Raw genomic sequence first — 23,055 nt, forward strand, 5'->3', positions numbered from 1 at the left:
CAGACTTTTACCCTTTGGATAGCGAACGATGACCGAACCGACCCTGCCCCTGTTCTACAAGAACCCCCGCCCGCTGGTGGCCGCTCGTGACGCCGATCTGTCGCTGCGGACCGAGCCGAACTTCACCTTCGCGGCCGCCACCAACTCGGTGCCGCTGATGGCGGCGGAGTTCGCCGCGGCCTGCAAGCAGTTCCCGATCCTGTTCTCGGAAGGCCCGGTAGTCCAGCCGGTGGCGCTGCTCGGGCTGCGCTCGGGCGAGAACCTGTTCGTCGACGGGAACGGTGCGTGGGAGGAGGGGGCCTACATTCCCGCCTACGTCCGCCGCTACCCGTTCATCTTCCTGGAGAGCGAGGACAAGTCCCAGCTCACCCTGTGCATCGACGAGGCGGCGGACGCCGTCGTTCCGGGCCGGGACAATCCCTTCTTCGTGGACGGACAGCCCTCCGCCCTGACCAACAACGCCCTGGAGTTCGTCAAGGAAGTCCAGGCCCAGAGCGCCTTCACCACGCAGTTCGTCGAGGCGGTGACCGCCGCCGGCCTGATGTCGGAGAAGCGTGCCGACATCTCCCTGAACAACGGTGAGCGGTTGAGCCTCGCCGGCTTCAACGTGATCGACGAGACGGCCTTCAACCAGCTTCCCGCCGAGACGCTGGTGGAGTGGCGCGACCGCGGCTGGCTGGGCCTGGTCTACGCCCACCTGATCTCGGTCAGCAGCTGGTCGGGTCTGGTCGACCGGCTTGCCCGCCGGGGCTGATCCGGTCCGGCCTGCCGGAAACGGAAAGGGCGGCGCCATGACGGCGCCGCCCTTTTTTCTTTCTGGATCGGCGGAAGGGCCGGCGCTTAGAAACCCTTTTCGATCTTGAAGACGTCCGGCTCGTTCGGCTTCTCGATGTAGGAGAGCTGGAGCGACGGCGGCAGGGCGGGGGTGTCGTCCGAGGGCTTCGGCGGGACCGCGAGGGTCAGCAGGCTCATCCGCCCCTGGCTGTCGGTGCCGCGGAAGACCACCACCTGCGATCCGTCGCCGACCGGCGCGTTGAGCAGCATCCCTTCCTGTCGGTAACCCTGCGCCACGAAGTAGTTGCGCAGCGCGTTGGCCGCGCCGACCAGGGCGTTGGGGTCAACCTTCGGATTGACGGCGCCACCCCACAGGATGTTCACCTGGAACAGCTTCTGCGTCGAATGGCCGAGGATGTAGGCGACGACCGCCGGACCGGCGCCGGTCTGCAGATCGTCGACCTTCACGATCAGGCTGGTGGTCCGCTCCGTCGCGTTGGTCTCGCGGCGGATGTCCTTGCCCTCGATCTTGAAATCCTTGGTGATGGCCTTCGCGACCTCGTCAGCGGTCATGCCGAAGCGCGCGGACCGGAAGCCGGTGACCTTCGCGGCGGGGGCCGTCTCGGCCGCGCCGTTGGGCGCGGTGGCCGGGGCGGTTTGGACGGCGGGAGCGGGGTTGCGTTCCGTGGTTGCGGCATGGGCCGCACCGGCGAGGGTACCCGCCAGGGTTCCGGCCAGGGCAAGGGTGGCAAGGGCCAGCCCCAGGGCCGGTCGGTGAAACGGCATGATGGAAACTCCACAGGACATCGAAGCCATTCGGTCGGCAGATCAAGGCAATCGCAGCCGCAAGCCCCTCTTCCGGATGGGGGCGATGGGCCAGATGCGGTTACTTCGAACGACAGTTTAGCAAAATCCGTTCCTGTCCCGGGGGTGAATTTGTCGTCAGGCCCTTATGTCCTTTTTCCGACGCGGAAGGCACCAGCGAAATTCTGGACCTTATCCGACGACACCGAGAGCAGCGCCTTTGTGATCGCCGCTGGACGCCGCGCTTGTGCGACGGCGATCTCGGCCACGAGGCGCTCCAGCGCCGGGGTCGCGCTGCGGTAGCGGATGCGATGGCCCCCGTCCAGATCGATCAATCCAGCCTGTTGAAGATTCTCCAAGACTTCCTGGAGGATGAGCGTGCTGCTGCGCGATTCGCGAATGAGTTCTTCCGAATTCCATCCCTGACCCGGATCACGCCGTAAAATCAGCAGGATCTCCAGAGTCCACACCGTCTTGATCGAATGCTGAAGAAAGATCAGGGCATCGTCCGAAAGCACGCCGCCAGTCCATTGTCTGTTCCAGTTTCCTGCGGGTCCCGGCCATCCGGGAAGGCTCGACGATTTGAGCCGTACGTCGGGGCGGAGTGTGCACAGGATGTCCCCGGCCGTCCAGTCCCACGCCCCTCTTTGCGGAGGCGCATCCGGCCCGATTCCAGACATCTTTCGGGGTAGTGGCGCACTCACTGGGCTGATCGGCGGCTTTGGCCCGCTCCAAACAGGCTGTATGGGGTAACCCATTGGGAAAATCGCCCTACGGCGCGCTTCGGGCATGCCGAAGCGTCGCAATCGTGACAACTTAGGCCGCAATTCCGATCGGCTATGGCCTGTGCATGACTGGTTTCGACACCCGCCCCGTCTTCTTCATCATCGGCGCGCTTCTCAGCGTCCTGGCCGTCGCGATGCTGCTGCCAATGACGGTCGATCTGGCGGCCGGCAATCCGGACTGGATGGTCTTCGCCATCGCCTGCGCCCTGACGCTGTTCTTCGGCGTCCAGTTCATGCTGGCCAACCGCATGGACCGGATCGCGCTGAACGTTCGCCAAGCTTTTTTGCTGACCGCCCTGTCCTGGGTGGTCATCTGCGCCTTTGCCGCCGTGCCCTTCATGGTGTCGCAGATCGACCTGTCGGCGGCCGACGCCTATTTCGAGGCGATGTCGTCGTTGACCGCCACCGGGGCCACGGTGATCTCCGGGCTGGATGGGCTGGCGCCGGGGCTGCTGCTGTGGCGGTCGCTGCTGCAATGGCTGGGCGGCATCGGCATCATCGGCATGGCCATCGCCATCCTGCCTTTCCTTCAGGTCGGCGGCATGCAGCTCTTCCGCTCGGAATCCTCCGACCGGTCGGACAAAGTGACGCCGCGGGCCAGCGACCTCGCCATCGCGGTGGGCTGGATCTACCTGTCCCTGACCGCGGTCTGCACGGTGATGCTCTCCTATGCGGGGATGTCCTGGTTCGACGCCGTCAACCACGCGATGACCGCCGTGTCCACCGGCGGCTTCTCCACCCGCGACGCGTCCATCGCCAGCTGGAACAGCCCGGCCATCGAGTGGGTCCTGGTGGTCTTCATGGTGCTGGGCGGCATGCCCTTCGTCCGCTTCATCAGCCTTGCCCAGGGGCGGGCGGCCAGCTTCTGGGCGGACACGCAGATCCGCTGGTACCTCGGCTTCCTCGCCACGGTGTCCTTCGGCATGTCGGTCTGGCTGACTGTGACGCGGGACGTGCCGTGGGACGACGCCATCCGCGTGACCACCTTCAACGTCGTCTCGGTGGTCACCACCACGGGCTACGCGTCCATCGACTATGAGCGGTGGGGGCCGTTGGCGTCGGTGGTCTTCTTCATCCTGACCTTCGTCGGCGGCTGCACCGGATCGACCTCGGGTGGGCTGAAGATCTTCCGGTTCGAGATCCTGTTCATCGTGCTGCGCGCTCTCCAGCGCCGCCTCTACAGCCCCAACTTGGTGATTCCGCTCAATTACAACGGCAAGCCGGTCAGCGCCGACGTGATGATCTCGGTGATGGGCTTCGGCTTCGTCTATCTGATGTCGGTGTTCGTGCTGGCCTTCGTCCTGGCCTTCCTCGGGGTGGACGTGGTGTCCGCCCTGTCGGGAGCGGCGACCGCGGTCAGCAACGTCGGCCCCGGCCTCGGCCCGACCATCGGACCCTCCGGAAATTTCGCCACGCTGCCGGACGGGGCGAAATGGGCGCTGGCCGCCGGCATGCTGCTCGGGCGGCTGGAGTTCTTCACCATCCTGGTCGTGCTCAGTCCATCCTTCTGGCGGCGCTGAGGGGGGCGGGGGGCTTCTCCTCCTGCTCCTCCGGGTCGCGGCTGGCCGCCGACACCAGATGGACCAGGGCGGCGCCGAGCGCGATGACCCCGACCGCCACCGACGCCCGCAGGAAGCGGGACGCGTCGCCGTGCAGGGTGAAATGCCACCACAGCTCGTCGCTGAAGGCGATGTGCTTGTACGAGAACAGGCCCAGCCAGAAGGCGCTGGCCAGCGCCACGCCGGTCGCGATGAACCAGCTCGGCGTCAGGGGATTGCGCAGGATGTTGCCGCGGCGGTGGAACTCCTTGCGGGCCGGCAGCAGGGCCAGGAAGATCAGTCCCGGCACGATGGCTTCCGGCCAGTCGCCGCCCTTCAGCAGGGCCGAGGCGCAGGCTGTCGCCAGCAGCACCAGCGACAGCACCCAGGCGGCGTGCAGCCGCCGCTGCACCGCGTGGGCCAGCAGGATCAGCAGCACCCCGGCGACGCTGCCGGTGAAGTGCGACATCTCCACCAGCGGCAACGCCGTGGCGTCGAAGGGGGCGGGCAGCGTCTCCTCGGGCGTAGCGCGCGAGAACAGCAGGAAGGCCCCGGTGATGAAGATGCAGGCGGCCAGCACCAGCGGCACCGCCGGGCTGATGGCGGCGGAGATGCCCCGTGACAGGCCGCCGATGCGGCGCCGGGCCTGGAAGGCTTCCACCCCGCCGAACATCAGCCCGGCGATCACCAGCGGCGCCAGATAGTAGATCAGCCGGAAGACCAGCAGCCCCGCCATCACGTCGTTGCCGGGCATGGCCGGGGTCAGGCTGACCAGGACGATGGCGTCGAACACGCCCAGCCCACCCGGCACATGGCTGATGATGCCGGCGACCAGCGCCAGCCCGAAGGCGACCAGAACGTCGGCGTAGCTCACCGCGTCGCTCGGCGGCAGGCAGAGATAGAGGACCAGCGCCGCCAGCGACAGGTCGCACAGCCCAAGCAGAAGTTGCCGAACCGCGATGGACGGGCGGGGGAAGGCGATGGCGTGTCCGAACACCCGCAGCGGCCGGCGCAGCCAGAAGCCGCCCACCGCGTAGGCCACCAGCACCGCCAGCGCCGCCAGCCCCAGCAGCGTGGCGCTGCCCGGCGGGACATGCAGCGCCTTCAGCGCCGTGGGGTCGATCAGCATGACCACCGGCATCACCGTCGCCAGCCCGAGCATGAAGGTGGTGACCACGAACAGCGTCACCTGCGCCACCTCCACCCCGCCCAGCCCGTGCGGGGCGTAGAGGCGGTAGCGGACGGTCGCCCCGATGATGCTGGCGAAGCCCAGGCTGTGGCTGAAGGCGTAGCTGGTGAAGGCGGTGAAGGCCACCCAACGGTAGGGCAGGGGCCGCCGCAGATGGCGCAGGGCCAGCAGGTCGTAGAGCGTCAGCAGCCAGTAGCTGACCGCCGCCGCCGCCGAGGCGGCAAGAAGCTGCACGCCGGTGATGCGGTCCAGCGCCTGCCGGATGTCGGCGACGCTGTACTGCTCCAGCCAGCGGTTCAGGATGACCAGCGCCCCGGCCAGCAGGGCCAGGATCAGCACCCCCGTGCCGTAGCGCAGGAGCCGCTGGGTCCAGGTCGGGGGGCTTTCGGTGTGGGCCATGGCTGACAGGATCGCTCCGGGCGCCTAGGATGACGGGGCTTCGGACAAGAACAACACCGTTCAGCGAAAAAGCGCATGGCCGGGCAGGGCTCTTCGGGAGGCAATGGATGCATCTTGTGCTTTATCTCGCCACCGGCCTGTCGGGGACCAACACGCTGATCCTGCTGCTCGCCTTTCTCTGGGACAGCTCGGTGACGCTGTTCGGCGGCGCCACGGGCTACGGCCTGCGGCCGGACGGCGTGTCCTTCACCTTGTCGCTGTTCACCACGGTGCTGCTGGCCTGGTACGCGCTGGTCCTGCGGCGGCGCCTCCGGTCGGAACGCAAAGTTGGAGCCCGTCCGGAATAGACGGTCGCCAGAAGCATGAGCGCGGCGCTTTTTTTGAAACTCCGGCCGGGTTGATCCGTTGTGTGGGCAAAGACGCTGCGCCTCGGAGTCGGGTGCGCTGCCCGAAGCCGGAGAAAAACCATGCACGGGATCAACAAAACGGTCTCCTTCACCGCAGGGGGGCTGATTCTCCTGTTTGTCCTTCTCGCCAGCGTCTTCACCGAGCCGTTCGGCGCGCGGGTTTCCGCCGTCCAGTCCGCCATCGTCGGCAACTTCGGCTGGTTCTACATTCTGACCGTTGCCGGTTTCCTCTTGTTCGCTTTTTGGTTGTTCTTCAGCCCCTACGGATCGATCAAGCTGGGCAAGGACGACGACGAGCCGGAATTCAGCTATCTGAGCTGGTTCGCCATGCTGTTCAGCGCCGGTATGGGCATTGGCCTTCTGTTCTACGGCGTGGCGGAGCCGGTGCTGCATTTCGCCAACCCGCGGGTCGGCGAGGCGGGAACTCCCGACGCTGCGCGGGAAGCGATGAATCTGGCTTTCCTGCATTGGGGGCTGCACGCCTGGGGCATCTACATCACGGTCGGCCTGTCGCTGGGCTATTTCGCCTACCGTCACGATCTTCCTCTGACCATCCGGTCGGCACTCTATCCCCTCCTGGGCAACCGGCTGCGCGGCTGGCCAGGCCATCTGGTGGACATCGTGGCGATCGTCGGCACGCTGTTCGGCATCGCCACCTCGCTGGGGCTGGGGGTCATGCAGATCAACGCGGGGCTCGATTATCTCGGGCTGGTCAGCGTCGGGACGGTCCAGCAGATGGTGCTGATCGCCGTCATCACCGCGGTCGCCACCGTCTCGGCGGTCAGCGGCGTCGGGCGCGGCATCCGCCGGCTCAGCGAACTGAACATGCTGGCGGGGCTTCTGCTGCTGCTGTTCGTCTTCCTGCTCGGCCCATCGGTGTTCCTGCTGTCCACGCTGGTGGAGAGCATCGGGCGCTACCTGTGGACGCTGCCCTACACCAGCTTCCGCACGCTGCCCTACACCGGGGCGGAATGGCAGGCGAGCTGGACGATGTTCTACTGGGGCTGGTGGATTTCCTGGGCGCCCTTCGTCGGCATGTTCATCGCGCGGGTGTCGCGCGGGCGCACGATCCGCGAGTTCGTAGGCGGCGTGCTGTTCGCTCCGGTGGCGCTGACCTTCGTCTGGTTCACTGTGTTCGGCGAGACGGCGATCCACATCGACATGTTCGAAGGCGGCGGCATGGCGGCGGCGGTCCAGAACAACGTGCCAACGGCCCTGTTCGTCATGCTCGACCGCCTCCCGCTTAGCGTGATCACCTCGGCCATCGCGACCTTGATGGTCATCACCTTCTTCGTCACCTCCGCCGATTCCGGCGCCCTGGTGATCGACATCATCGGGTCCGGCGGCAATCAGGACCCGCCCATCGCCACGCGCATCTTCTGGGCGGTGCTGTGCGGCGTGGTGGCGGCGGTGCTGCTTCTGGTCGGTGGGCTGCAGGCGCTTCAGACGGCGGCGGTGACCACGGCGCTGCCCTTTGCGGTGGTCATGGTGCTGATGTGCGTCGGGCTGGTGACAAGCCTGCGGGCGGAGCGTCGGGCGGGGCCGGACCGGCGGGCGGCGCGGGTGCCCGCCGGACCCCAGGGCGGCTCCCAGGGCGGCGCGCCGGTGCAGCCGGTCGGTGACGGCGACTGGCGCCAGCGGCTGGCGGCTATGGTCGGGCGCAAGGCGGCCATCGCGGCGGCGGCCCCGCCCGGCGCAGTCGGGGCACGGCGGGAGGTGGCCCGCTTCATCGCTGAAACGGTCGAGCCGGCCTTCCGCGACATCGCGGCGGAGTTGGAACGGCTCGGCCGCCGCGCCGAGATCGATGTGAGCCCCTTCAACGCCGGGCTGGTCATCCTGCGCGACGGGGAGGAGGAGTTCAGCTACGACATCCGCGCGCGGGCTTTCCACCCGCTGACCTTCGCCTTTCCCGAGATGCAGACGGGGGGCGAGCGTTGGCAGATGCGCGTCGAGGTGATCCTGCGTGGCGGCCTGCACAAGCAGTTGCCGCCGGACCGCACCGGGCGTGAAGCCATTGTCCACGACTTCGTGCAGGAATACGGCAAGTGGATGGGCTGGTGACGGAGGGCGGCATGACACCCGGCGAGCTTCGCCTGGAGCATTTTCGAACCGTCTATCTGAGCGAGCGGTCGCGCCGCGAATCGATCCGCAGCAGCATTGGAACGCCGGTGGCGGCGATCTCCTTCTCGGTGTTCGCCCTTGGCAACCTGGCCACCCAATTCGACCCGGATCGGATGGGCGAGCCGGTCTCCCTGGTCATCGCCGCCTTTGCCGTGACGAGCATCGCGGCCCTGCTCTTGGCCGTCTACCACGTCTTCATGGTGGAATGGCTGTTCGTGCATCACGAGCCGCCACGCCTGCGCAACCTTGTCGAGGCGGAGCGGCGCATCCGTGAGGAGAAGGGGGAGGCAGCCGTCGTATCCGACCTGACCGACCTGTTGACCGCCAGCTATTCCATCGCCTTCGAACAGTATCTGTGGGGCAACACAGCCAGCGCCCGCAGCCGCACCTGGGCGCTGCGCCTCGTTCTGGTGTCGCTGCTCTGTCTGGCCTTCGGCTTTCTGCTGCTGCCGATCCAAGGAATGGCATGATGCCCCTGCCGTCTCTCGATCGCCTGTTCACCCGCCGGTACCGGCACCACATGTTCGGCCCGGTTCCCGAACGGTCTGCGGCGCGCCTGCGGGCGGCCTGCCGTCAGTTGTCGGAACAGGAACTTGAGATGCAGGCTCTGCTCGGCCTGCCGGTGCGTCCAAGCCTGATCCTGGCCGATGAGGAACTGGCCATTCTCATCGATGACGCCGGACGACGCGCGGTAGAAGAGGAAGGTTGAGCCAAATTATGGTAGAAGGCCGTCCGGTGCATTCTTCGTGCCGAGGCGGCCACCACCATGCGTCATCAGGCAGATCAGGACCAGTCCGGGGACAGCGTCCCCGGCGGTGAGTCGCGCGCGCCGGCGGCCCGTCCGGCGACGGCCCCCATGACGGTTGCCGAACTTCCCCGGCTCGACGGGCTGTGGGCGCCGGTCTGGCTGCATGACGGCGGCCGCGGGCGGATGGTCTGGGGCAACCGCGCCGCCCTGGAGCTGTGGAACGCCGCGTCGCTCGCCGACTTCCAGGCCCGCGATTTCGGCAGCCAGCCGGAGGGGGCGCCGCAGGCCGAAGGGGAATCGGCGACGGGACGCTGGACCTTCTACCCCAAGGGCCGCCCGGTGACCGCCTGGGTGCGGCGCAGCGGCATGGCGCTGCCGGACGGGCGCCTGGGCATCCTGCACGAGGCGCAACTCGCCGCTCCCCTGGCCGCTCCGGACCATGGCGGCACCGACACCGAGGCGCTCGACCGTGAGCGCGCCATGCTGCAAAGCCTGATCGACTCGATGCCGGACATCGTCTTCTTCAAGGACGTGAACGGCACCTACCTCAAGGTCAACCGGGCGATGCTCGACTATGCGGGGCGCCCGCCGCTGGGGCTGACCGACCATCGGCTGTTCGATGCGGAGACGGCGGTGCGGCGGCGGCGGACCGACCAGATCGCCATGCAGAAGGGATTCTCGCGCAGCGAGGAGTGGTTCGTCCACCCGGACGGGCGCCGCGTGCTGATGGAGACCGCCAAAGCCGTCTGCCTCGACCGCAGCGGCAAGATGCTGGGCGTCGTCGGCATCGCCCGCGACATCACCGAGCGGCGGCAGACGGAGAAGCAGCTTCTGCGGCAGCACGCCCTGTTGCAGGGGATCATCGACACCATCCCCGACGCCGTCTTCTTCAAGGACCGGGACGGTGTGCTGCGCAAGGTCAACCGTGCCTTCGCCTCCTGGACCGGGCGACCGCTGGAGCAACTGATCGGTCTGGACAGCCACGAGATCTGGCCCCCCGAAATGGCTGACGGCATCCGCGCCGGCGACGCCTCGGTCTATGCCGAGGACCAGCCGCGGCGCAATGAGGAAACCATTCCGCTGCCCGATGGCGGGCGGATCTGGGTCGAGATCCTGAAGGCCCCGATTCGCGACGCCGGCAACGAGCTTCTCGGGCTGGTCGGCGTCGGGCGGGACATCACGCTGCGCAAGGCCGCCGAGGAGGACCTGCGGCGGAGCGAGGCGGAGAAGGACCATCTCGCCAACCACGACGCCCTGACCGGCCTGCCCAACCGCCGCCTCCTCTTCGACCGTCTGGACGTGGCGCTGGCCCGGTCGCGGCGGTCCGGGCGCCCGTTGGCCCTGCTGTTCATCGACCTCGACGGGTTCAAGGCGGTCAACGACCGGATGGGCCACGATTGCGGGGACGAGGTGCTGCGCATCGCCGCCGCGCGAATCGCCGGTTGCCTGCGCCGCAGCGACACGGTGGCCCGTGTCGGCGGCGACGAGTTCACCGTCGTGCTGGAGGATGTGGCCTCCGCCGCGGACGCCGGGGGCGTGGCCGCCAAGATCGTGGAGGCGGTGGCGCTGCCCATCCCAGCGCGGGACACTATCGCCGTTATCGGCGCCAGTGTTGGCATCGCCCTGTTCCCCACCGACGGATCGGACGCCCGCAGCCTGCTGGTGGCGGCGGACGGCGCGATGTACCGGGCCAAGCAGGCGGGCCGCGGCACCCATGTCTTCTACAAGGATGTTCGCGACAAGAATCCGGACTGACGGGGGCGGAATCCGCTTGCGCGTTAGGAACAAAAGAAGAACAATACCCACCTTGCCGGTTCTTCACGGGAGAGGATGGGATCATGTTCGTATGCGTCGATGGTGACCGCACCACCCGCCTGCGCCAGTGGGCCTGGCTCGACATCGGTGCTGGTAGGGGCGGTGCCGGGACGGGTCCCGGCGAGCGCCGCCTCGTCGGTTGGAGCGTCACGGACGAGGCGTGGCTCGTTTCCGAGCCCATCGGTGTCGTCGCCACCAGCCCGCTTGGCCGTCCGCCGGGCTGGGCGGTGACCGACAACCACCGCCGGTATCTGCTCGAACAGCCCGGCCTGCCCCATGGGGACGAGCCGCTGGCCGCCATCGACTGTCTGCGGGCGAACGGCAGCCTCGACCCGACGGCTCCCATCAGCATCGTGCCCTGGCGCCCCGGCAAATCCACCGCCGAACGCATCTTCGAGCGCCGGACGGCCTGATCGCGCAAAGATGCGCCGCTGCGTGACGGAACGGCCTTTTTCCCGTTGAAAGCCATGGTTGAGGCGGGAAAGGGTCGTTCACCATGCAGCAGCGCTGGCCGCAGAGGCTCTGGGTCGTCCGTCACGGGGAGAGCGCCGGGAATGTCGCGCGCGATGCCGCTTACGCCGCGGGGCTGGGGCGGATCGACATCGCGGAGCGCGACGTCGACGTGCCGCTCAGCCGCCAGGGTGAGGAGCAGTCCGAGGCGCTGGCGCGCTGGTTCGCTTCCCTGCCACCGGGCGAACGGCCCGACGTGGTGCTGACCTCCCCCTATCGGCGCGCCCGGCGCACGGCGGAGATCATCCACGCCGGGGGCGGCCTGCCGGTTGAGCCCACGGAATTTGTGGTGGACGAGCGGCTGCGCGAGAAGGAGTTCGGCATCCTCGACCGGCTGACCGCCGTCGGCATCGCGCAGGAACACCCCGATCAGGCGGAGTTCCGCCGCCTCCTCGGCAAGTTCTACTTCCGCCCGCCCGCCGGGGAAAGCTGGTGCGACGTGATCCTGCGGCTGCGCAGCGCGCTCGACACCATCAGCCTGCATCATGGCGGGCAGCGCGTGCTGGTGGTCAGTCATCAGGTCGTCGTGTTGTGCCTGCGCTATCTGCTGGAAGGCATGACGGAGGAGCAGATCCTCGCCATCGACCGTGAGGGCGACGTGGCGAACTGCGGGGTCACCGAATACGCCTTCGATCCTGCCCAGGGGCACAGCGGGCGGATGCAGCTTCGCCGTTACAACTTCGTCGCCCCGCTGGAGGCGGCCGGGGCGCCGCTGACCGCCGAACCCGACGCCAACGCGGCCGTCCGATGAGTAGTTTTCCGATGAGCGATTTTCCAATAAGCGACTCGATCCCGGTCACCCGTGACCTGCTGCGCACCATGCCGCTTCCCCATCCCGGCGACGGCGCCGACAAGGACGGGCGGGGCCGGGTGCTGGTCATCGGCGGCAGCGTGGAGGTGCCGGGCGCCGTGCTTTTGGCCGGGACGGCGGCGTTGCGCGCCGGGGCGGGCAAGCTCCAGATGGCGACCTGCCGCAGCGTGGCCCCGCATCTCGGGCTCGCCGTACCGGAGGCGCTGGTGCTCGGCCTGCATGAAACGGCGGAGGGCGGCATCGCTCCCGACTGCGTGGACATGTTGTGTGAGCGAGCAGCCCGCTGCACCGCGGTGCTGATCGGTCCCGGCATGATGGACAAGCGGGCGGTCGCCGACCTGACCGGCGCGCTGATCGCCGGGCTGGGCGGGGAGGGCGGACCCGTTCTGGTCATCGACGCCGAAGCGCTGATGGGCTTGGACGACGCCAACGAAGCGCTGTGCCGCCGCCGCGGCCGGACGATCATCACGCCGCACGCCGGCGAAATGGCCGGCCTGTCCGGAATCAGCCGGGAGGAGGTGGAGGCCGACCCACCCGCGGCCGCCCGCCGCGTTGCGGACCTTCACAAGGTGATCGTCGTGCTGAAAGGGGCCTGCACCCACATCGCCACGCCGGACGGGCGGATGTGGGCCTATGACGGCGGCAATGTCGGTCTCGCCACCTCGGGGTCGGGCGACACGCTGGCGGGCGTCATCGCCGGGCTGGCCGCAAGGGGCGCCGACCCGGCCCAGGCGGCGATCTGGGGAGTCCATTTGCACGGCGAGGCCGGCAACCGTCTGGCCCGCCGCGGCCCACTGGGCTTCCTGGCCCGCGAGTTGCTCGCCCAGGTGCCGGAGATCATGGCCGAACTGTCGGCCTGAGACCGCCGGCCTCGAAACGCCAGTCTCAGAACACCAGCTTGGCGGCCTGGTAGAGGATGACCCAAGGAGCGGCGATCAGCCCGCCCCACAGGGCGACCAGCGGCAGGCCGCGCAGCTTCTTGGCCGGGGCCGGAGCGGTGAGAGGGAGCGGAAAGGAAACGGTCTCGGTGGTGCCGACAGCGGGATTGTACTGGGACATGATGACCTGCCGATCTGTGTGTGAGGGCAGGATGCACGCCGATCTCTTAACGACGATTAAAGTCGGGGGTAGCCGCCGTGCAGGATTCCGGCGTACCGCCGCCGGGTAGAAAGGCGCGTTCGAGTGGGCAATTTCGGAGAGTTCCGAGCGTCTTGACAAAGATTATCGATCGTCCCGAGATGCCCTTCGGAAGAAGGAAGTGGTTCATGCCAACTATGAACAGCGGCTCGTCCGAGGCGCTTCGCCGGCTTCATCGGGAAACGGTGGTCGAGCGTGAAAAGCTGAGGAAGCTTCGGCGCGCCATCCTGGTGGGCGTCGACGACTGCAGAAACGGCCGCCTGGACGACCGCCCCATTGCCGACATCCTGAACGACATTGACGATTGACAGGCGATGTCCCGCCGCATCATGAGCGCTGCGAAGCGCCGGCTGTCGTGTCCTGCGCCTTCTGCACGAAAAGATGGAACCGGACCGCCGCATCCCGCAAGGATGAGGCCGGTCCGGCTCCCGACGTTCGCTCAGGTCACTTGGCCAGCGTCTTGTTGAGCCACAGGGCCAGCAACGTGCAGACCGCGCCTGATAGCAGGTAGGCGCCGGCCGAGAACAGGCCGTAGTTTGCCGACAGCACCAGCGCGACCAGTGGCGCGAAGCCCGCCCCGAACAGCCAGGCGAGGTCCGAGGTGATGGCCGCACCGGTGTAGCGGTAGCGCTGGGTGAAGCCCGACGCGACCACGCCCGACGACTGGCCGAAGGACAGGCCCAGGATCACGAAGCCAACGATCATGAAGACCAGTTCGCCCAGCGGCCCGCCGTTCAGCAGCAGGGGCGCCACGCCGCTGAACACGGCGATGGCCGCGGCGCAGCTTCCCACCAGGGTGCGGCGGCCGATGCGGTCGGCGATCCAGCCGGAGGCGATGATGGCCCCCAACCCGAAGAAGGCCCCGACCACCTCGATCAGCAGGAAGTCCGCCGGGGTGTCCTGCGTGTAGAGGAAGATCCAGGACAGCGGGAAGACGGTGACCATGTGGAACAGCGCGAAGCTGGCCAGCGGGGCGAAGGCGCCCAGCACGACGCGCATGCCCTCGTTGCGCAGCATCTCGGTCACCGGGACCGGCTGAAGCTCGCGGCTTTCGAACAGGTGGGTGTATTCCGGCGTCACCACGATGCGCAGCCGCGCGAACAGCGCCACCACGTTGATGGCGAAGGCCACGAAGAACGGGTAGCGCCAGCCCCAGCTGAAGAAGTCCTCGGCCGACAGGTTGCCGGCGAAATAGGCGAACAGCGCGCTCGCCACGATCAGCCCGATGGGCGCGCCGAGCTGCGGAATCATCGCGTACCAGCCGCGCCGGTTCTCCGGCGCGTTCAGCGCCAGCAGCGAGGCGAGGCCGTCCCAGGCGCCGCCCAGCGCGAGGCCCTGGCCGATGCGGGCCGCCGCCAGCAGCCAGATCGCCGCCGCACCGATCTGCTCGTAGCTCGGCAGGAAGGCGATGGCGACCGTCGAGGTTCCCAGCAGGAACAGGGAGAGGGTCAGTTTGGCGCCGCGCCCGTGGGCGCGGTCGATGGCCATGAACAGCATGCTGCCCACCGGGCGGGCGACGAAGGCCAGCGCGAAGATCGCGAAGGACCACAGCGTTCCAGTCAGCGGATCAAGATAGGGAAAGACCAGCTTCGGGAAGACAATCACCGAAGCGATGGCATAAACGAAAAAATCGAAGAATTCGGACGTCCGTCCGATGATGACGCCAATCGCGATTTCACCGGGATTCACCCTGTGGTCGCGGGCATTGACCAGCCTTGCGTCCCGTTCGGTCGCCGTGGTCGATGATCCCATGGTCCCCCCACCGTCTGGCAATTGCGTCAGAGGGAATTAAATAGGCACCGCAACGGCATTCTGCCACGCCCATGGGCGCATTGCTTTGATGTGCGTCAATGGCGGCGCGAAATCGCGGCGCATTGGACAAATTGTCCAATGTCCGACCCGGCCCGTGGGGGTTAGCTCTTCGCCCAAATCCAAAGCGAACCCCTGCTGACAGGTCCTGCCTTGACCCGTTTCCGCGCCTTGGCCCTCCTGCCGCTGATGGCGGTTTTGAGTGGCTGCAACCTTGTGGTGATGAGCCCGTCCGGCGACGTGGCGAGCCAACAGGCCAACCTCATCACCATTTCCACCCTCCTGATGCTTCTCATCATCATTCCGGTGATGGTGCTGACGGTGCTGTTCGCGTGGCGCTACCGCCAGTCGAATAGCACGGCCCAGTACGACCCGGATTGGGACCATTCGACGCAGCTCGAGCTGGTGATCTGGGCGGCCCCGCTGCTCATCATCATCTGCCTGGGCGCCCTCACCTGGATGGCGACCCACCTGCTCGACCCCTACCGCCCGCTCGACCGCATCGCCGCCGGGCGCCCGGTTCCGGCCGACACCAAGATGCTCGACGTCAACGTCGTGGCGCTGGACTGGAAGTGGCTGTTCATCTACCCGGAATACGGCATCGCCACGGTGAACGAGGTGGCCGCCCCGGTGGACCGCCCGATCCGCTTCAACATCACCTCCTCGACGGTGATGAACTCCTTCTACATCCCGGCGCTGGCCGGGCAGATCTACGCCATGGCCGGCATGGAGACGAAGCTGCACGCCGTCATCAACGAGCCGGGCAGCTACAAGGGCTTCTCCGCCAACTACAGCGGCGCCGGCTTCTCGCACATGCGCTTCACCTTCCACGGTCTGGCCGCCGACGGCTTCGACACGTGGGTGGCGGACATCAAGGCGGGCGGCGGCAAGCTCGACCGCGACGGCTACCTCCAGCTTGAGCGTCCCAGCGAGAACGAGCCGGTGCGCCGCTACGGCGCCGTCGACTCGGGCCTGTTCAAGGCCATCGTCGGGATGTGCGTCGAGCCGGGCAAGATGTGCATGCACGACATGATGGCCATCGACGCCAAGGGCGGCCTCGGGCTGGCCGGCATCGACAACGTGATGCCGCTGATGCACGACAAGCTGTCCCGCCGCGGCACCGCGGTTCTCGGCCCGGCTCCGGTCTATGTGGCGGGCATCTGCTCGACCGAGGAACTGACCGGCCGCGCCGTCGAGTCGTCGCTGGGCGTGCTGAACGCCCCCGCCGACGAGTCCCCGATTTCCGGCCCCATTTCTGGCGCGGGTCTGCCGCGCTCCTCCATCACGCCGATCTCCGCGCCCGCCCCTGCGTTTGGGCCGCGGCTGACGGCCAATCCTTGAGCGGCCCACCGCCATGATCGACACATCGACCGTCGCCACCCACCCGCTCTTCGGGCGTCTGACCCTGGAGTCCTTCCCCTATCACGAGCCCATCGTGGTCGCGACCTTCGTCGCGGTCGTGCTGGGCGGCCTCGCGCTCGTCGCGGCGCTGAGCTATTTCCGGTTGTGGGGCTATCTCTGGAAGGAGTGGTTCACCACCGTCGACCACAAGCGCATCGGCATCATGTACATGGTGCTGGGCCTCGTCATGCTGCTGCGCGGCTTCGCCGACGCCATCATGATGCGCCTCCAGCAGGCCATGGCCTTCGGCGGCAGCGAGGGCTACCTCAACGCCCACCACTACGACCAGATCTTCACCGCCCACGGCGTCATCATGATCTTCTTCGTGGCGATGCCCTTCGTCACGGGCCTGATGAACTACGTGGTGCCACTGCAGATCGGCGCCCGCGACGTGTCCTTCCCGTTCCTGAACAACTTCAGCTTCTGGATGACGGTGGGCGGTGCGGTGCTGATCATGGCCTCGCTGTTCGTCGGCGAGTTCGCGCGCACCGGCTGGCTGGCCTATCCGCCGCTGTCCAACATCGCCTACAGCCCTGAGACGGGTGTCGACTATTACATCTGGGCGTTGCAGATCGCCGGTGTCGGAACAACATTGTCCGGCATCAACCTGATCTGCACGATCGTCAAGATGCGCGCCCCCGGCATGACCATGATGAAGATGCCGGTCTTCACCTGGACGTCGCTCTGCACCAACGTGCTGATCGTCGCCTCCTTCCCGATCCTGACCGCCACGCTGGTCCTGCTGTCGCTGGACCGCTACGTCGGCACGAACTTCTTCACGAACGATCTCGGCGGCAGCCCGATGATGTACGTGAACCTGATCTGGATCTGGGGCCACCCGGAGGTCTACATCCTGATCCTGCCGGTCTTCGGCATCTTCTCCGAAGTCACCTCGACCTTCTCGGGCAAGAAGCTGTTCGGCTACACCTCCATGGTCTACGCGACGGTGGTCATCACGATCCTGTCCTACCTGGTGTGGCTGCACCACTTCTTCACCATGGGGTCGGGCGCCAGCGTGAACTCGTTCTTCGGCATCACGACGATGATCATCTCGATCCCGACGGGTGCGAAGATCTTCAACTGGCTGTTCACCATGTACCGCGGCCGCATCCGGTTCGAGCTGCCGATGATGTGGACCGTCGCCTTCATGCTGACCTTCGTGGTCGGCGGCATGACGGGCGTTCTGCTGGCCGTTCCGCCGGCGGACTTCGTCCTGCACAACAGCCTGTTCCTGATCGCCCACTTCCACAACGTCATCATCGGCGGCGTGCTGTTCGGCCTGTTCGCCGGCATCTACTACTGGTGGCCCAAGGCCTTCGGCTTCCGCCTCGATCCCTTCTGGGGCAAGGTCTCCTTCTGGTGCTGGGTGATCGGCTTCTGGGTCGCCTTCATGCCGCTCTACGTCCTGGGCCTGATGGGCGTCACCCGCCGCCTGCGCGTGTTCGAGGACCCGTCGCTCCAGATCTGGTTCCAGATCGCCGCCGTGGGCGCCGTTCTGATTGCGGCGGGCATCGGCGCCTTCCTCCTCCAGATCGCCGTCAGCGTCTGGAAGCGCCGTGAGCTGGTCGACCGCACGGGCGACCCGTGGGACGGCCGCACGCTGGAATGGGCGACCTCCTCGCCGCCGCCGGACTACAACTTCGCCTTCACCCCGATGATCCACGACAACGACGCGTGGTGGGACATGAAGAAGCGCGGCTACAAGCGTCCGCTGGGCGGCTACAAGGCGATCCATATGCCCAGCAACAGCGGCACCGGCGTGATCCTGGCCGGGATCAGCGTGGTCCTCGGCTTCGCCCTGGTCTGGTACATCTGGTGGCTTGCCGCGGTGAGCTTCGTCGCCCTGCTGGCGGCCGCCATCCACCACACCTTCAACTATCACCGCGACTTCCACATCCCCGCGGACGTGGTGGTGCGGACCGAGAACGAGCGGACCCGTCTCCTCTCCGGGCAGGTGTAAAGCATGAGCACGACCCTGACAGCCGAACGGAGCCGCACCCAACAGGCTCCGGTCTTCCACGTGGTGGAGGAGCACGCGCACCCCGAAGGCTCCAGCACCATGCTGGGCTTCTGGATCTACCTGATGAGCGACTGCCTCATCTTCGCGGTGCTGTTCGCGACCTACGGCGTGCTCGGCGGCAACTACGCCGCCGGGCCGTCGCCCAAGGACCTGTTCGACCTGCCGCTGGTGGCGCTGAACACCGCCATGCTGCTGTTCTCCTCCATCACCTATGGCTTCGCCATGCTGGCGATGGAGAAGGGGCGGGTGTCGCAGACCCAGCTGTGGCTGGCGGTGACCGGCCTGTTCGGCGCCGCCTTCCTGGCGATCGAGCTGTACGAGTTCGCCCACCTGATCCACATCGGGGCGACCCCGCAGCGCAGCGCCTTCCTGTCGTCCTTCTTCACGCTGGTCGGCACCCACGGGCTGCACGTCACCTTCGGCCTCGTCTGGCTGGTGACGCTGATGGTCCAGGTCAACAAGCGCGGCCTGATCCCGGCCAACCGCCGCCGCCTGATGTGCCTCAGCCTGTTCTGGCACTTCCTGGACGTCATCTGGATCGGCGTCTTCACCTTCGTCTATCTGATGGGAATGCTGCGATGAGTTCTCACGCCGAACATCATGGTCACGGGGAGCATGAGGGCGCCCACGGGACGCTCGGCAGCTACGTGATCGGCTTCGTCCTGTCGGTGATCCTGACGGTCATTCCCTTCTGGCTGGTCATGGACGGGACGATCCTGGACAAGAACATGACCGCGATCGCGATCATGGCCCTGGCCGCCGTCCAGGTCGTCGTCCACATGATCTTCTTCCTGCACATGAACGGACGTGCGGAAGGCGGGTGGACCATGCTGTCGCTGATCTTCACGCTCATCGTCGTGGTCATCATGCTGGCCGGTTCGCTGTGGGTGATGTACCACCTGAACACCAACATGATGCCGATCCACGACCCGAGCCAGTTGCCGTGACCGGCACGGCGACCCACCGCCCGCGCCGGGGGCTGATCCTTCTCGGCATCCTGGCGCTGGCGGGCGTCGCCGTCTTCACGTCGCTCGGCGTCTGGCAGGTCGAGCGGCTGTTCTGGAAGCTGGACCTGATCCAGCGGGTGGAGGAGCGGGCGCAGGCCGCGCCCGTTCCAGCCCCCGGCCCGGAGGACTGGCCCGCCGTCACGGCGGCCAGCCAGGAATACCGGCGGGTCGGCGTCACCGGGCGTTTCCTGAACGACCAGGAAACCCTGGTCCAGGCGGTGACCGAGCGGGGCGGCGGCTTCTGGGTGCTCACCCCGCTGCGCACCGACCGCGGTTTCACCGTCCTGGTCAACCGGGGCTTCGTCCCGCCCGAGCGGCGCAGCACCGACAGCCGCGCCGAGGGGTTGACCGACGCGGACACCACCGTCACCGGCCTGCTGCGGGTGACCGAGCCGGGGGGTGGCTTCCTGCGCTCCAACGATCCCGCGCAGGACCGCTGGTATTCCCGCGATGTGGCGGCCATCGCGGCGGCCCGCGGCGTGACGGAGGCGGCCCCCTATTTCATCGACGCCGAGGCCAGCCCACAAGGCGGTTCTCCGGTCGGTGGGCTGACCGTCCTGAAGTTCCGGAACAACCACCTCGTGTATGCGCTGACATGGTTCGCCTTAGCCCTCATGCTGATCGCCGCATCTCTCTATGTCGCGCGCAGTGAACGGCGCCGCCGGGGTTGAAGAAGTAGCCTCTTTTTCTTGATGGTCTTTCGCCGGATGGAAAGGTCTCTCTCGCGGACTCTTCCACCCGGCCTTTTTGTGCTATCAAAATCGCCCGGATTCCATGGCAAGGCTGCCAAGCCGGGGTATCGTGCCCATATAGGTGGGGACCGAAGGAAGCCGGCGAAGGGCCAGACGTTTTCCGTGCGCGACACCACCGACAAGAAGAACCTGTTCCTGCTGGTGCAGTTGCGCTGGCTCGCCGTCGCCGGGCAGGTGGTGACGATTCTGATCGTGCACCACCAGATGGGCATCACCCTGCCGCTCGACCAAATGGGCGCGGTGATCCTGTTCCTGGTCGCGCTGAACATCGCCAGCGTCCTGCATCTGCGCCGCCAGACGTCGGTGTCGAACACCCAGCTGTTCCTGGAGCTGCTGATCGACGTGTCGGCGCTCACAGTGCAGCTCTACCTCAGCGGCGGCGCGTCCAACCCCTTCATCTCGCTCTACCTGCTGCAGATCACGCTGGGGGCGGTGCTGCTGGAGGCGTGGTCGGCCTGGGCGCTGGTGCTGGTCGCCACGGCCTGCTTCACCTTCCTGATCGGCGCCTACCGCCCGCTGGCCCTGCCGCCGGGGCTGGAGGGGCTTTTGCTGGGGCTGCACATCCAGGGCATGTTCCTGTGCTTCGTGCTGACGGCCAGCCTGATCGTTCCCTTCATCACCCAGATTACCCGCAACCTGCGCGCCCGCGACGCCCATCTGGCCGATCTGCGCCAGCGCTCCATGGAGGAGGACCACATCGTGCGTCTCGGCCTGCTCGCCTCCGGGGCCGCGCACGAGCTGGGGACGCCGCTCGCCACCCTGTCGGTGATCGTGAACGACTGGCGGCGGATGCCGGTGGTCAAGGGCGATCCCGACATGGCCGAGGACATCGCCGAGATGCAGAACCAGATCGACCGCTGCAAGGCCATCGTGTCGGGCATCCTGCTGTCCTCCGGCGAGGCGCGGGGGGAGGGCACGTTGCGCACCACCGTGACCGCCTTCCTCGACGATCTGGTGGAGGAGTGGAAGGACAGCCGGTCGCCGGCCTGCGTCGATTACGACAACAGCGTCCGCTCGCGGGAGGGGATCATTTCCGACCTCGCCCTGAAGCAGGTGATCTTCAACGTCCTGGACAACGCGCTGGAGGTGTCCCCCGGTTGGGTCGGCATCGCCGCCGGGCGGCAGGGGGACAGCCTCGTCCTGACCGTCAACGACGCCGGCCCCGGCTTCGAGGAGCGGATGCTGGCGGAATTCGGCAAACCCTACCGGTCGAGCAAGGGGCGGCCCGGCGGCGGGCTGGGCCTCTTCCTGGTGGTCAACGTGGTGCGCAAGCTGGGCGGCTCGGTCGCCGCGCGCAACCGCCCCGGCGGCGGGGCCTCCGTCACCATGACCCTGCCGCTCGCCGCCCTGTCCGCGGGAGAGAGCCATGGAGACTGACCGTTCCCTCGTCCTGGTGGAGGACGACGCCGCCTTCGCCAAGGTCCTGCGCCGCTCCTTCGAGCGCCGGGGCTATCAGGTCTACTGGTGCGACAGCTTGGACGGGCTGCGGGCCCTGCTGGAGACGGTGCCCTTCGCCTACGCGGTGGTGGACCTGAAGCTGGGCAGCGGCTCCGGCCTGGAATGCGTGCGGGAACTGCACGCCAGCGACCCGGAAACGCGGATCGTCGTCCTGACCGGCTTCGCCAGCATCGCCACGGCGGTCGAGGCGATCAAGCTGGGCGCCTGCCATTACCTCGCCAAGCCCTCCAACACCGACGACATCGAGGCGGCCTTCGAGCGGACGGAGGGTGACCCCTCAATCGCGCTTGGGGCGCGGGCGACCTCGCTGAAGACGCTGGAATGGGAGCGCATCCACGAAACCCTGGCGGAAACCGGCTTCAACATCTCCGAAACCGCCCGCCGCCTGGGCATGCACCGGCGCACCCTGGCCCGGAAGCTGGAGAAGAAACAGGTGCCCTGATCACGCTTTCTCCTGTCCAGTCGGTCAAAGGATGCGCATGGCCGCTGGACAATGGCCGTCACTCCGCCCATTTTTCACGGCCTGTTACAGTCGTGTGTCATACGCAGCAGCAAGGAGCAGTGTGAAGTGTCTCTTTCCACGTCGAGCAGCAGCCCCTCCGATCCGCGGACCGAGGCCCGCCGTCTTTTGACGGACGCCATCTCCACGTACCTCCAGTCGTGCAAGGATCTGGCAGCTGCGACCGAACGCGCGACCGAGACGAGCGGCAGCATCGACACCCAGGCCCGCCGCAAGGCTTACCAGACGCTGACCGAGCTGGGCGATCAGGTCCGTCTCGCGCAGCGCCGTCTCGTCACCGCGGCCAAGCAGGCCCGCCGGGTCATGCCGGTGGCCGAGATCGAGGAGGTCGCCAAGAAGCTGGACAAGCGCGACACCACGGAAAGCGCCGCCGTGCTGGTCAAGGCCGCCCTGGTCAATTGACGCCGGGTGGGGCAGGGCTCGCCTGTTCGGCCTAGTCGAATCCGCCGGATTGGCGGGAAAAGCCGACTTTTTGCGGGTCACAGCGTCGCGCCCGGTCGATTCCGGGCGGGAGCATCTTGCGCGCCGCCGCCCGTCAGGGTAGGTCAGAGGCGCCTGGAGCCCTGGAGCATGCTGGGGTTCCGCCACGAACAAGGGGAATTTGGGAATGACGAAGGCCGATCTCATCGACGCGATCGCCGGCAAGCTGGGCGGCACGAAGGCCGACGCCGGCAAGGCGCTGGACGCGGTTCTGGAGAGCCTGCAGGACGCGCTGGTCAAGGGGGAGACGGTCAAGCTGCCGGGCTTCGGCCAGTTCGAGATCGCCGAGCGCGGCGAGCGCACGGGCCGCAACCCGCAGACCGGTGCGGAGATCAAGATCGCCGCCTCCAAGGCGCCGAAGTTCTCCGCCGGCAAGGCCCTCAAGGACGCCGTCAACGGCAAGGCCGAGTAAGTTGCCTGCCCTCTCCCCTCCGCTCACGCGCAAACAGCATGTTTGTGGTGACGTGACAGGCGGACCTTTGGTCCGCTGAAAGCGGTGAGAGGGTTGCCCGTGAAGCGGGCGGGTGAGGAGAATGCGCTTGTGCCGGACGCACCGCCACGCGCAACCCC

At 67.2% G+C, this 23,055-nt stretch carries 25 protein-coding genes; 20 read left to right on the forward strand and 5 right to left on the reverse strand.

Annotated elements, in window-relative coordinates; all coding sequences use genetic code 11:
- Positions 1–28: 28 nt before the first annotated feature.
- A complete protein-coding gene (locus DS837_RS06560; protein ID WP_149163983.1) occupies positions 29–754 on the forward strand; it encodes a SapC family protein in 726 nt (241 codons plus the stop codon).
- A gap of 86 nt (positions 755–840) precedes the next feature.
- On the opposite strand, the gene DS837_RS06565 is transcribed toward DS837_RS06560, so the two are convergent.
- Positions 841–1,560, reverse strand: a complete 720-nt coding sequence (locus DS837_RS06565; RefSeq protein WP_149163984.1) for a hypothetical protein — start codon at positions 1,558–1,560, stop codon at positions 841–843.
- Positions 1,561–1,724: 164 nt separating this feature from the next.
- Positions 1,725–2,096 carry an Rrf2 family transcriptional regulator gene (locus tag DS837_RS06570; protein ID WP_149163985.1) on the reverse strand — a complete coding sequence of 124 codons (372 nt, stop codon included), beginning with the start codon at positions 2,094–2,096 and terminating at the stop codon, positions 1,725–1,727.
- A 332-nt stretch (positions 2,097–2,428) separates the two neighbouring features.
- Here DS837_RS06570 and DS837_RS06575 point away from each other — a divergent pair, with 332 nt between their 5' ends.
- Positions 2,429–3,883, forward strand: a complete 1,455-nt coding sequence (locus DS837_RS06575; RefSeq protein ID WP_149163986.1) for a TrkH family potassium uptake protein — start codon at positions 2,429–2,431, stop codon at positions 3,881–3,883.
- Here DS837_RS06575 and DS837_RS06580 read toward each other — a convergent pair.
- Positions 3,858–5,489: a lysylphosphatidylglycerol synthase domain-containing protein gene (locus tag DS837_RS06580; RefSeq protein WP_149163987.1), complete on the reverse strand. Its 1,632-nt coding sequence runs from the start codon at positions 5,487–5,489 to the stop codon at positions 3,858–3,860. The two genes, DS837_RS06575 and DS837_RS06580, sit on opposite strands and share 26 nt — an antisense overlap.
- Before the next feature lie 107 nt (positions 5,490–5,596).
- Here DS837_RS06580 and DS837_RS06585 point away from each other — a divergent pair, with 107 nt between their 5' ends.
- The 8 genes from DS837_RS06585 (at position 5,597) to DS837_RS06620 (ending at position 12,761) form a co-directional block, all read left to right on the forward strand.
- Entirely contained in the window at positions 5,597–5,836 is a 240-nt protein-coding gene (locus DS837_RS06585) for a hypothetical protein (RefSeq protein WP_149163988.1), read from the forward strand.
- Between the two features lie 120 nt (positions 5,837–5,956).
- On the forward strand, positions 5,957–7,957 hold the full coding sequence (locus tag DS837_RS06590; RefSeq protein WP_149163989.1) for a BCCT family transporter: 2,001 nt from the start codon (positions 5,957–5,959) through the stop codon (positions 7,955–7,957).
- On the forward strand, positions 7,942–8,487 hold the full coding sequence (locus DS837_RS06595) for a hypothetical protein (RefSeq protein ID WP_247889801.1): 546 nt from the start codon (positions 7,942–7,944) through the stop codon (positions 8,485–8,487). The genes DS837_RS06590 and DS837_RS06595 overlap by 16 nt, the downstream gene beginning before the upstream one ends.
- Positions 8,484–8,726, forward strand: a complete 243-nt coding sequence (locus DS837_RS06600) for a hypothetical protein (protein WP_247889802.1) — start codon at positions 8,484–8,486, stop codon at positions 8,724–8,726. The genes DS837_RS06595 and DS837_RS06600 overlap by 4 nt, the downstream gene beginning before the upstream one ends.
- A gap of 57 nt (positions 8,727–8,783) precedes the next feature.
- On the forward strand, positions 8,784–10,520 hold the full coding sequence (locus DS837_RS06605) for a sensor domain-containing diguanylate cyclase (RefSeq protein ID WP_149163991.1): 1,737 nt from the start codon (positions 8,784–8,786) through the stop codon (positions 10,518–10,520).
- Between the two features lie 83 nt (positions 10,521–10,603).
- Positions 10,604–10,993 carry a hypothetical protein gene (locus tag DS837_RS06610; RefSeq protein ID WP_149163992.1) on the forward strand — a complete coding sequence of 130 codons (390 nt, stop codon included), beginning with the start codon at positions 10,604–10,606 and terminating at the stop codon, positions 10,991–10,993.
- Positions 10,994–11,076: 83 nt separating this feature from the next.
- Positions 11,077–11,841, forward strand: coding sequence for a histidine phosphatase family protein (locus DS837_RS06615; protein WP_149163993.1), 765 nt, complete (start codon positions 11,077–11,079; stop codon positions 11,839–11,841).
- A gap of 11 nt (positions 11,842–11,852) precedes the next feature.
- Positions 11,853–12,761 carry an NAD(P)H-hydrate dehydratase gene (locus tag DS837_RS06620; RefSeq protein ID WP_149163994.1) on the forward strand — a complete coding sequence of 303 codons (909 nt, stop codon included), beginning with the start codon at positions 11,853–11,855 and terminating at the stop codon, positions 12,759–12,761.
- Positions 12,762–12,786: 25 nt separating this feature from the next.
- Here the strand turns inward: DS837_RS06620 and DS837_RS31970 are convergent, their stop codons facing one another.
- Positions 12,787–12,960, reverse strand: coding sequence for a hypothetical protein (locus tag DS837_RS31970; protein ID WP_014241902.1), 174 nt, complete (start codon positions 12,958–12,960; stop codon positions 12,787–12,789).
- A gap of 206 nt (positions 12,961–13,166) precedes the next feature.
- Here DS837_RS31970 and DS837_RS06625 point away from each other — a divergent pair, with 206 nt between their 5' ends.
- Positions 13,167–13,346, forward strand: coding sequence for a hypothetical protein (locus tag DS837_RS06625; protein ID WP_211102114.1), 180 nt, complete (start codon positions 13,167–13,169; stop codon positions 13,344–13,346).
- A 136-nt stretch (positions 13,347–13,482) separates the two neighbouring features.
- On the opposite strand, the gene DS837_RS06630 is transcribed toward DS837_RS06625, so the two are convergent.
- Positions 13,483–14,790, reverse strand: a complete 1,308-nt coding sequence (locus DS837_RS06630; RefSeq protein WP_149163995.1) for an MFS transporter — start codon at positions 14,788–14,790, stop codon at positions 13,483–13,485.
- A gap of 210 nt (positions 14,791–15,000) precedes the next feature.
- On the opposite strand from DS837_RS06630, the gene cyoA reads away from it, so the two are divergent.
- From cyoA to DS837_RS06675, 9 genes are all read left to right on the forward strand, one after another.
- Positions 15,001–16,188 (forward strand): ubiquinol oxidase subunit II, encoded by a 1,188-nt coding sequence (cyoA, locus tag DS837_RS06635; RefSeq protein WP_149163996.1) that lies wholly within the window; start codon positions 15,001–15,003, stop codon positions 16,186–16,188.
- Positions 16,189–16,201: 13 nt separating this feature from the next.
- Positions 16,202–18,208: a cytochrome o ubiquinol oxidase subunit I gene (gene cyoB, locus DS837_RS06640; RefSeq protein ID WP_149163997.1), complete on the forward strand. Its 2,007-nt coding sequence runs from the start codon at positions 16,202–16,204 to the stop codon at positions 18,206–18,208.
- Positions 18,209–18,211: 3 nt separating this feature from the next.
- On the forward strand, positions 18,212–18,850 hold the full coding sequence (cyoC, locus tag DS837_RS06645; protein ID WP_094307211.1) for a cytochrome o ubiquinol oxidase subunit III: 639 nt from the start codon (positions 18,212–18,214) through the stop codon (positions 18,848–18,850).
- Positions 18,847–19,215, forward strand: coding sequence for a cytochrome o ubiquinol oxidase subunit IV (gene cyoD, locus DS837_RS06650; RefSeq protein ID WP_149163998.1), 369 nt, complete (start codon positions 18,847–18,849; stop codon positions 19,213–19,215). The genes cyoC and cyoD overlap by 4 nt, the downstream gene beginning before the upstream one ends.
- A complete protein-coding gene (locus DS837_RS06655) occupies positions 19,212–19,946 on the forward strand; it encodes an SURF1 family protein (RefSeq protein ID WP_211102116.1) in 735 nt (244 codons plus the stop codon). Before cyoD ends, DS837_RS06655 begins: the two co-directional genes overlap by 4 nt.
- A 183-nt stretch (positions 19,947–20,129) precedes the next feature.
- Positions 20,130–21,404 (forward strand): ATP-binding protein, encoded by a 1,275-nt coding sequence (locus DS837_RS06660; RefSeq protein ID WP_149163999.1) that lies wholly within the window; start codon positions 20,130–20,132, stop codon positions 21,402–21,404.
- On the forward strand, positions 21,394–21,927 hold the full coding sequence (locus DS837_RS06665; protein WP_149164000.1) for a response regulator transcription factor: 534 nt from the start codon (positions 21,394–21,396) through the stop codon (positions 21,925–21,927). Before DS837_RS06660 ends, DS837_RS06665 begins: the two co-directional genes overlap by 11 nt.
- Positions 21,928–22,053: 126 nt before the next feature.
- Positions 22,054–22,407, forward strand: coding sequence for a hypothetical protein (locus DS837_RS06670; protein WP_014241891.1), 354 nt, complete (start codon positions 22,054–22,056; stop codon positions 22,405–22,407).
- Between the two features lie 205 nt (positions 22,408–22,612).
- On the forward strand, positions 22,613–22,897 hold the full coding sequence (locus DS837_RS06675; RefSeq protein ID WP_014241890.1) for an HU family DNA-binding protein: 285 nt from the start codon (positions 22,613–22,615) through the stop codon (positions 22,895–22,897).
- Positions 22,898–23,055 lie beyond the last annotated feature (158 nt).

The sequence above is a fragment of the Azospirillum brasilense genome, from assembly GCF_008365405.1.
In the GTDB taxonomy this organism is placed as follows: domain Bacteria; phylum Pseudomonadota; class Alphaproteobacteria; order Azospirillales; family Azospirillaceae; genus Azospirillum; species Azospirillum brasilense_D.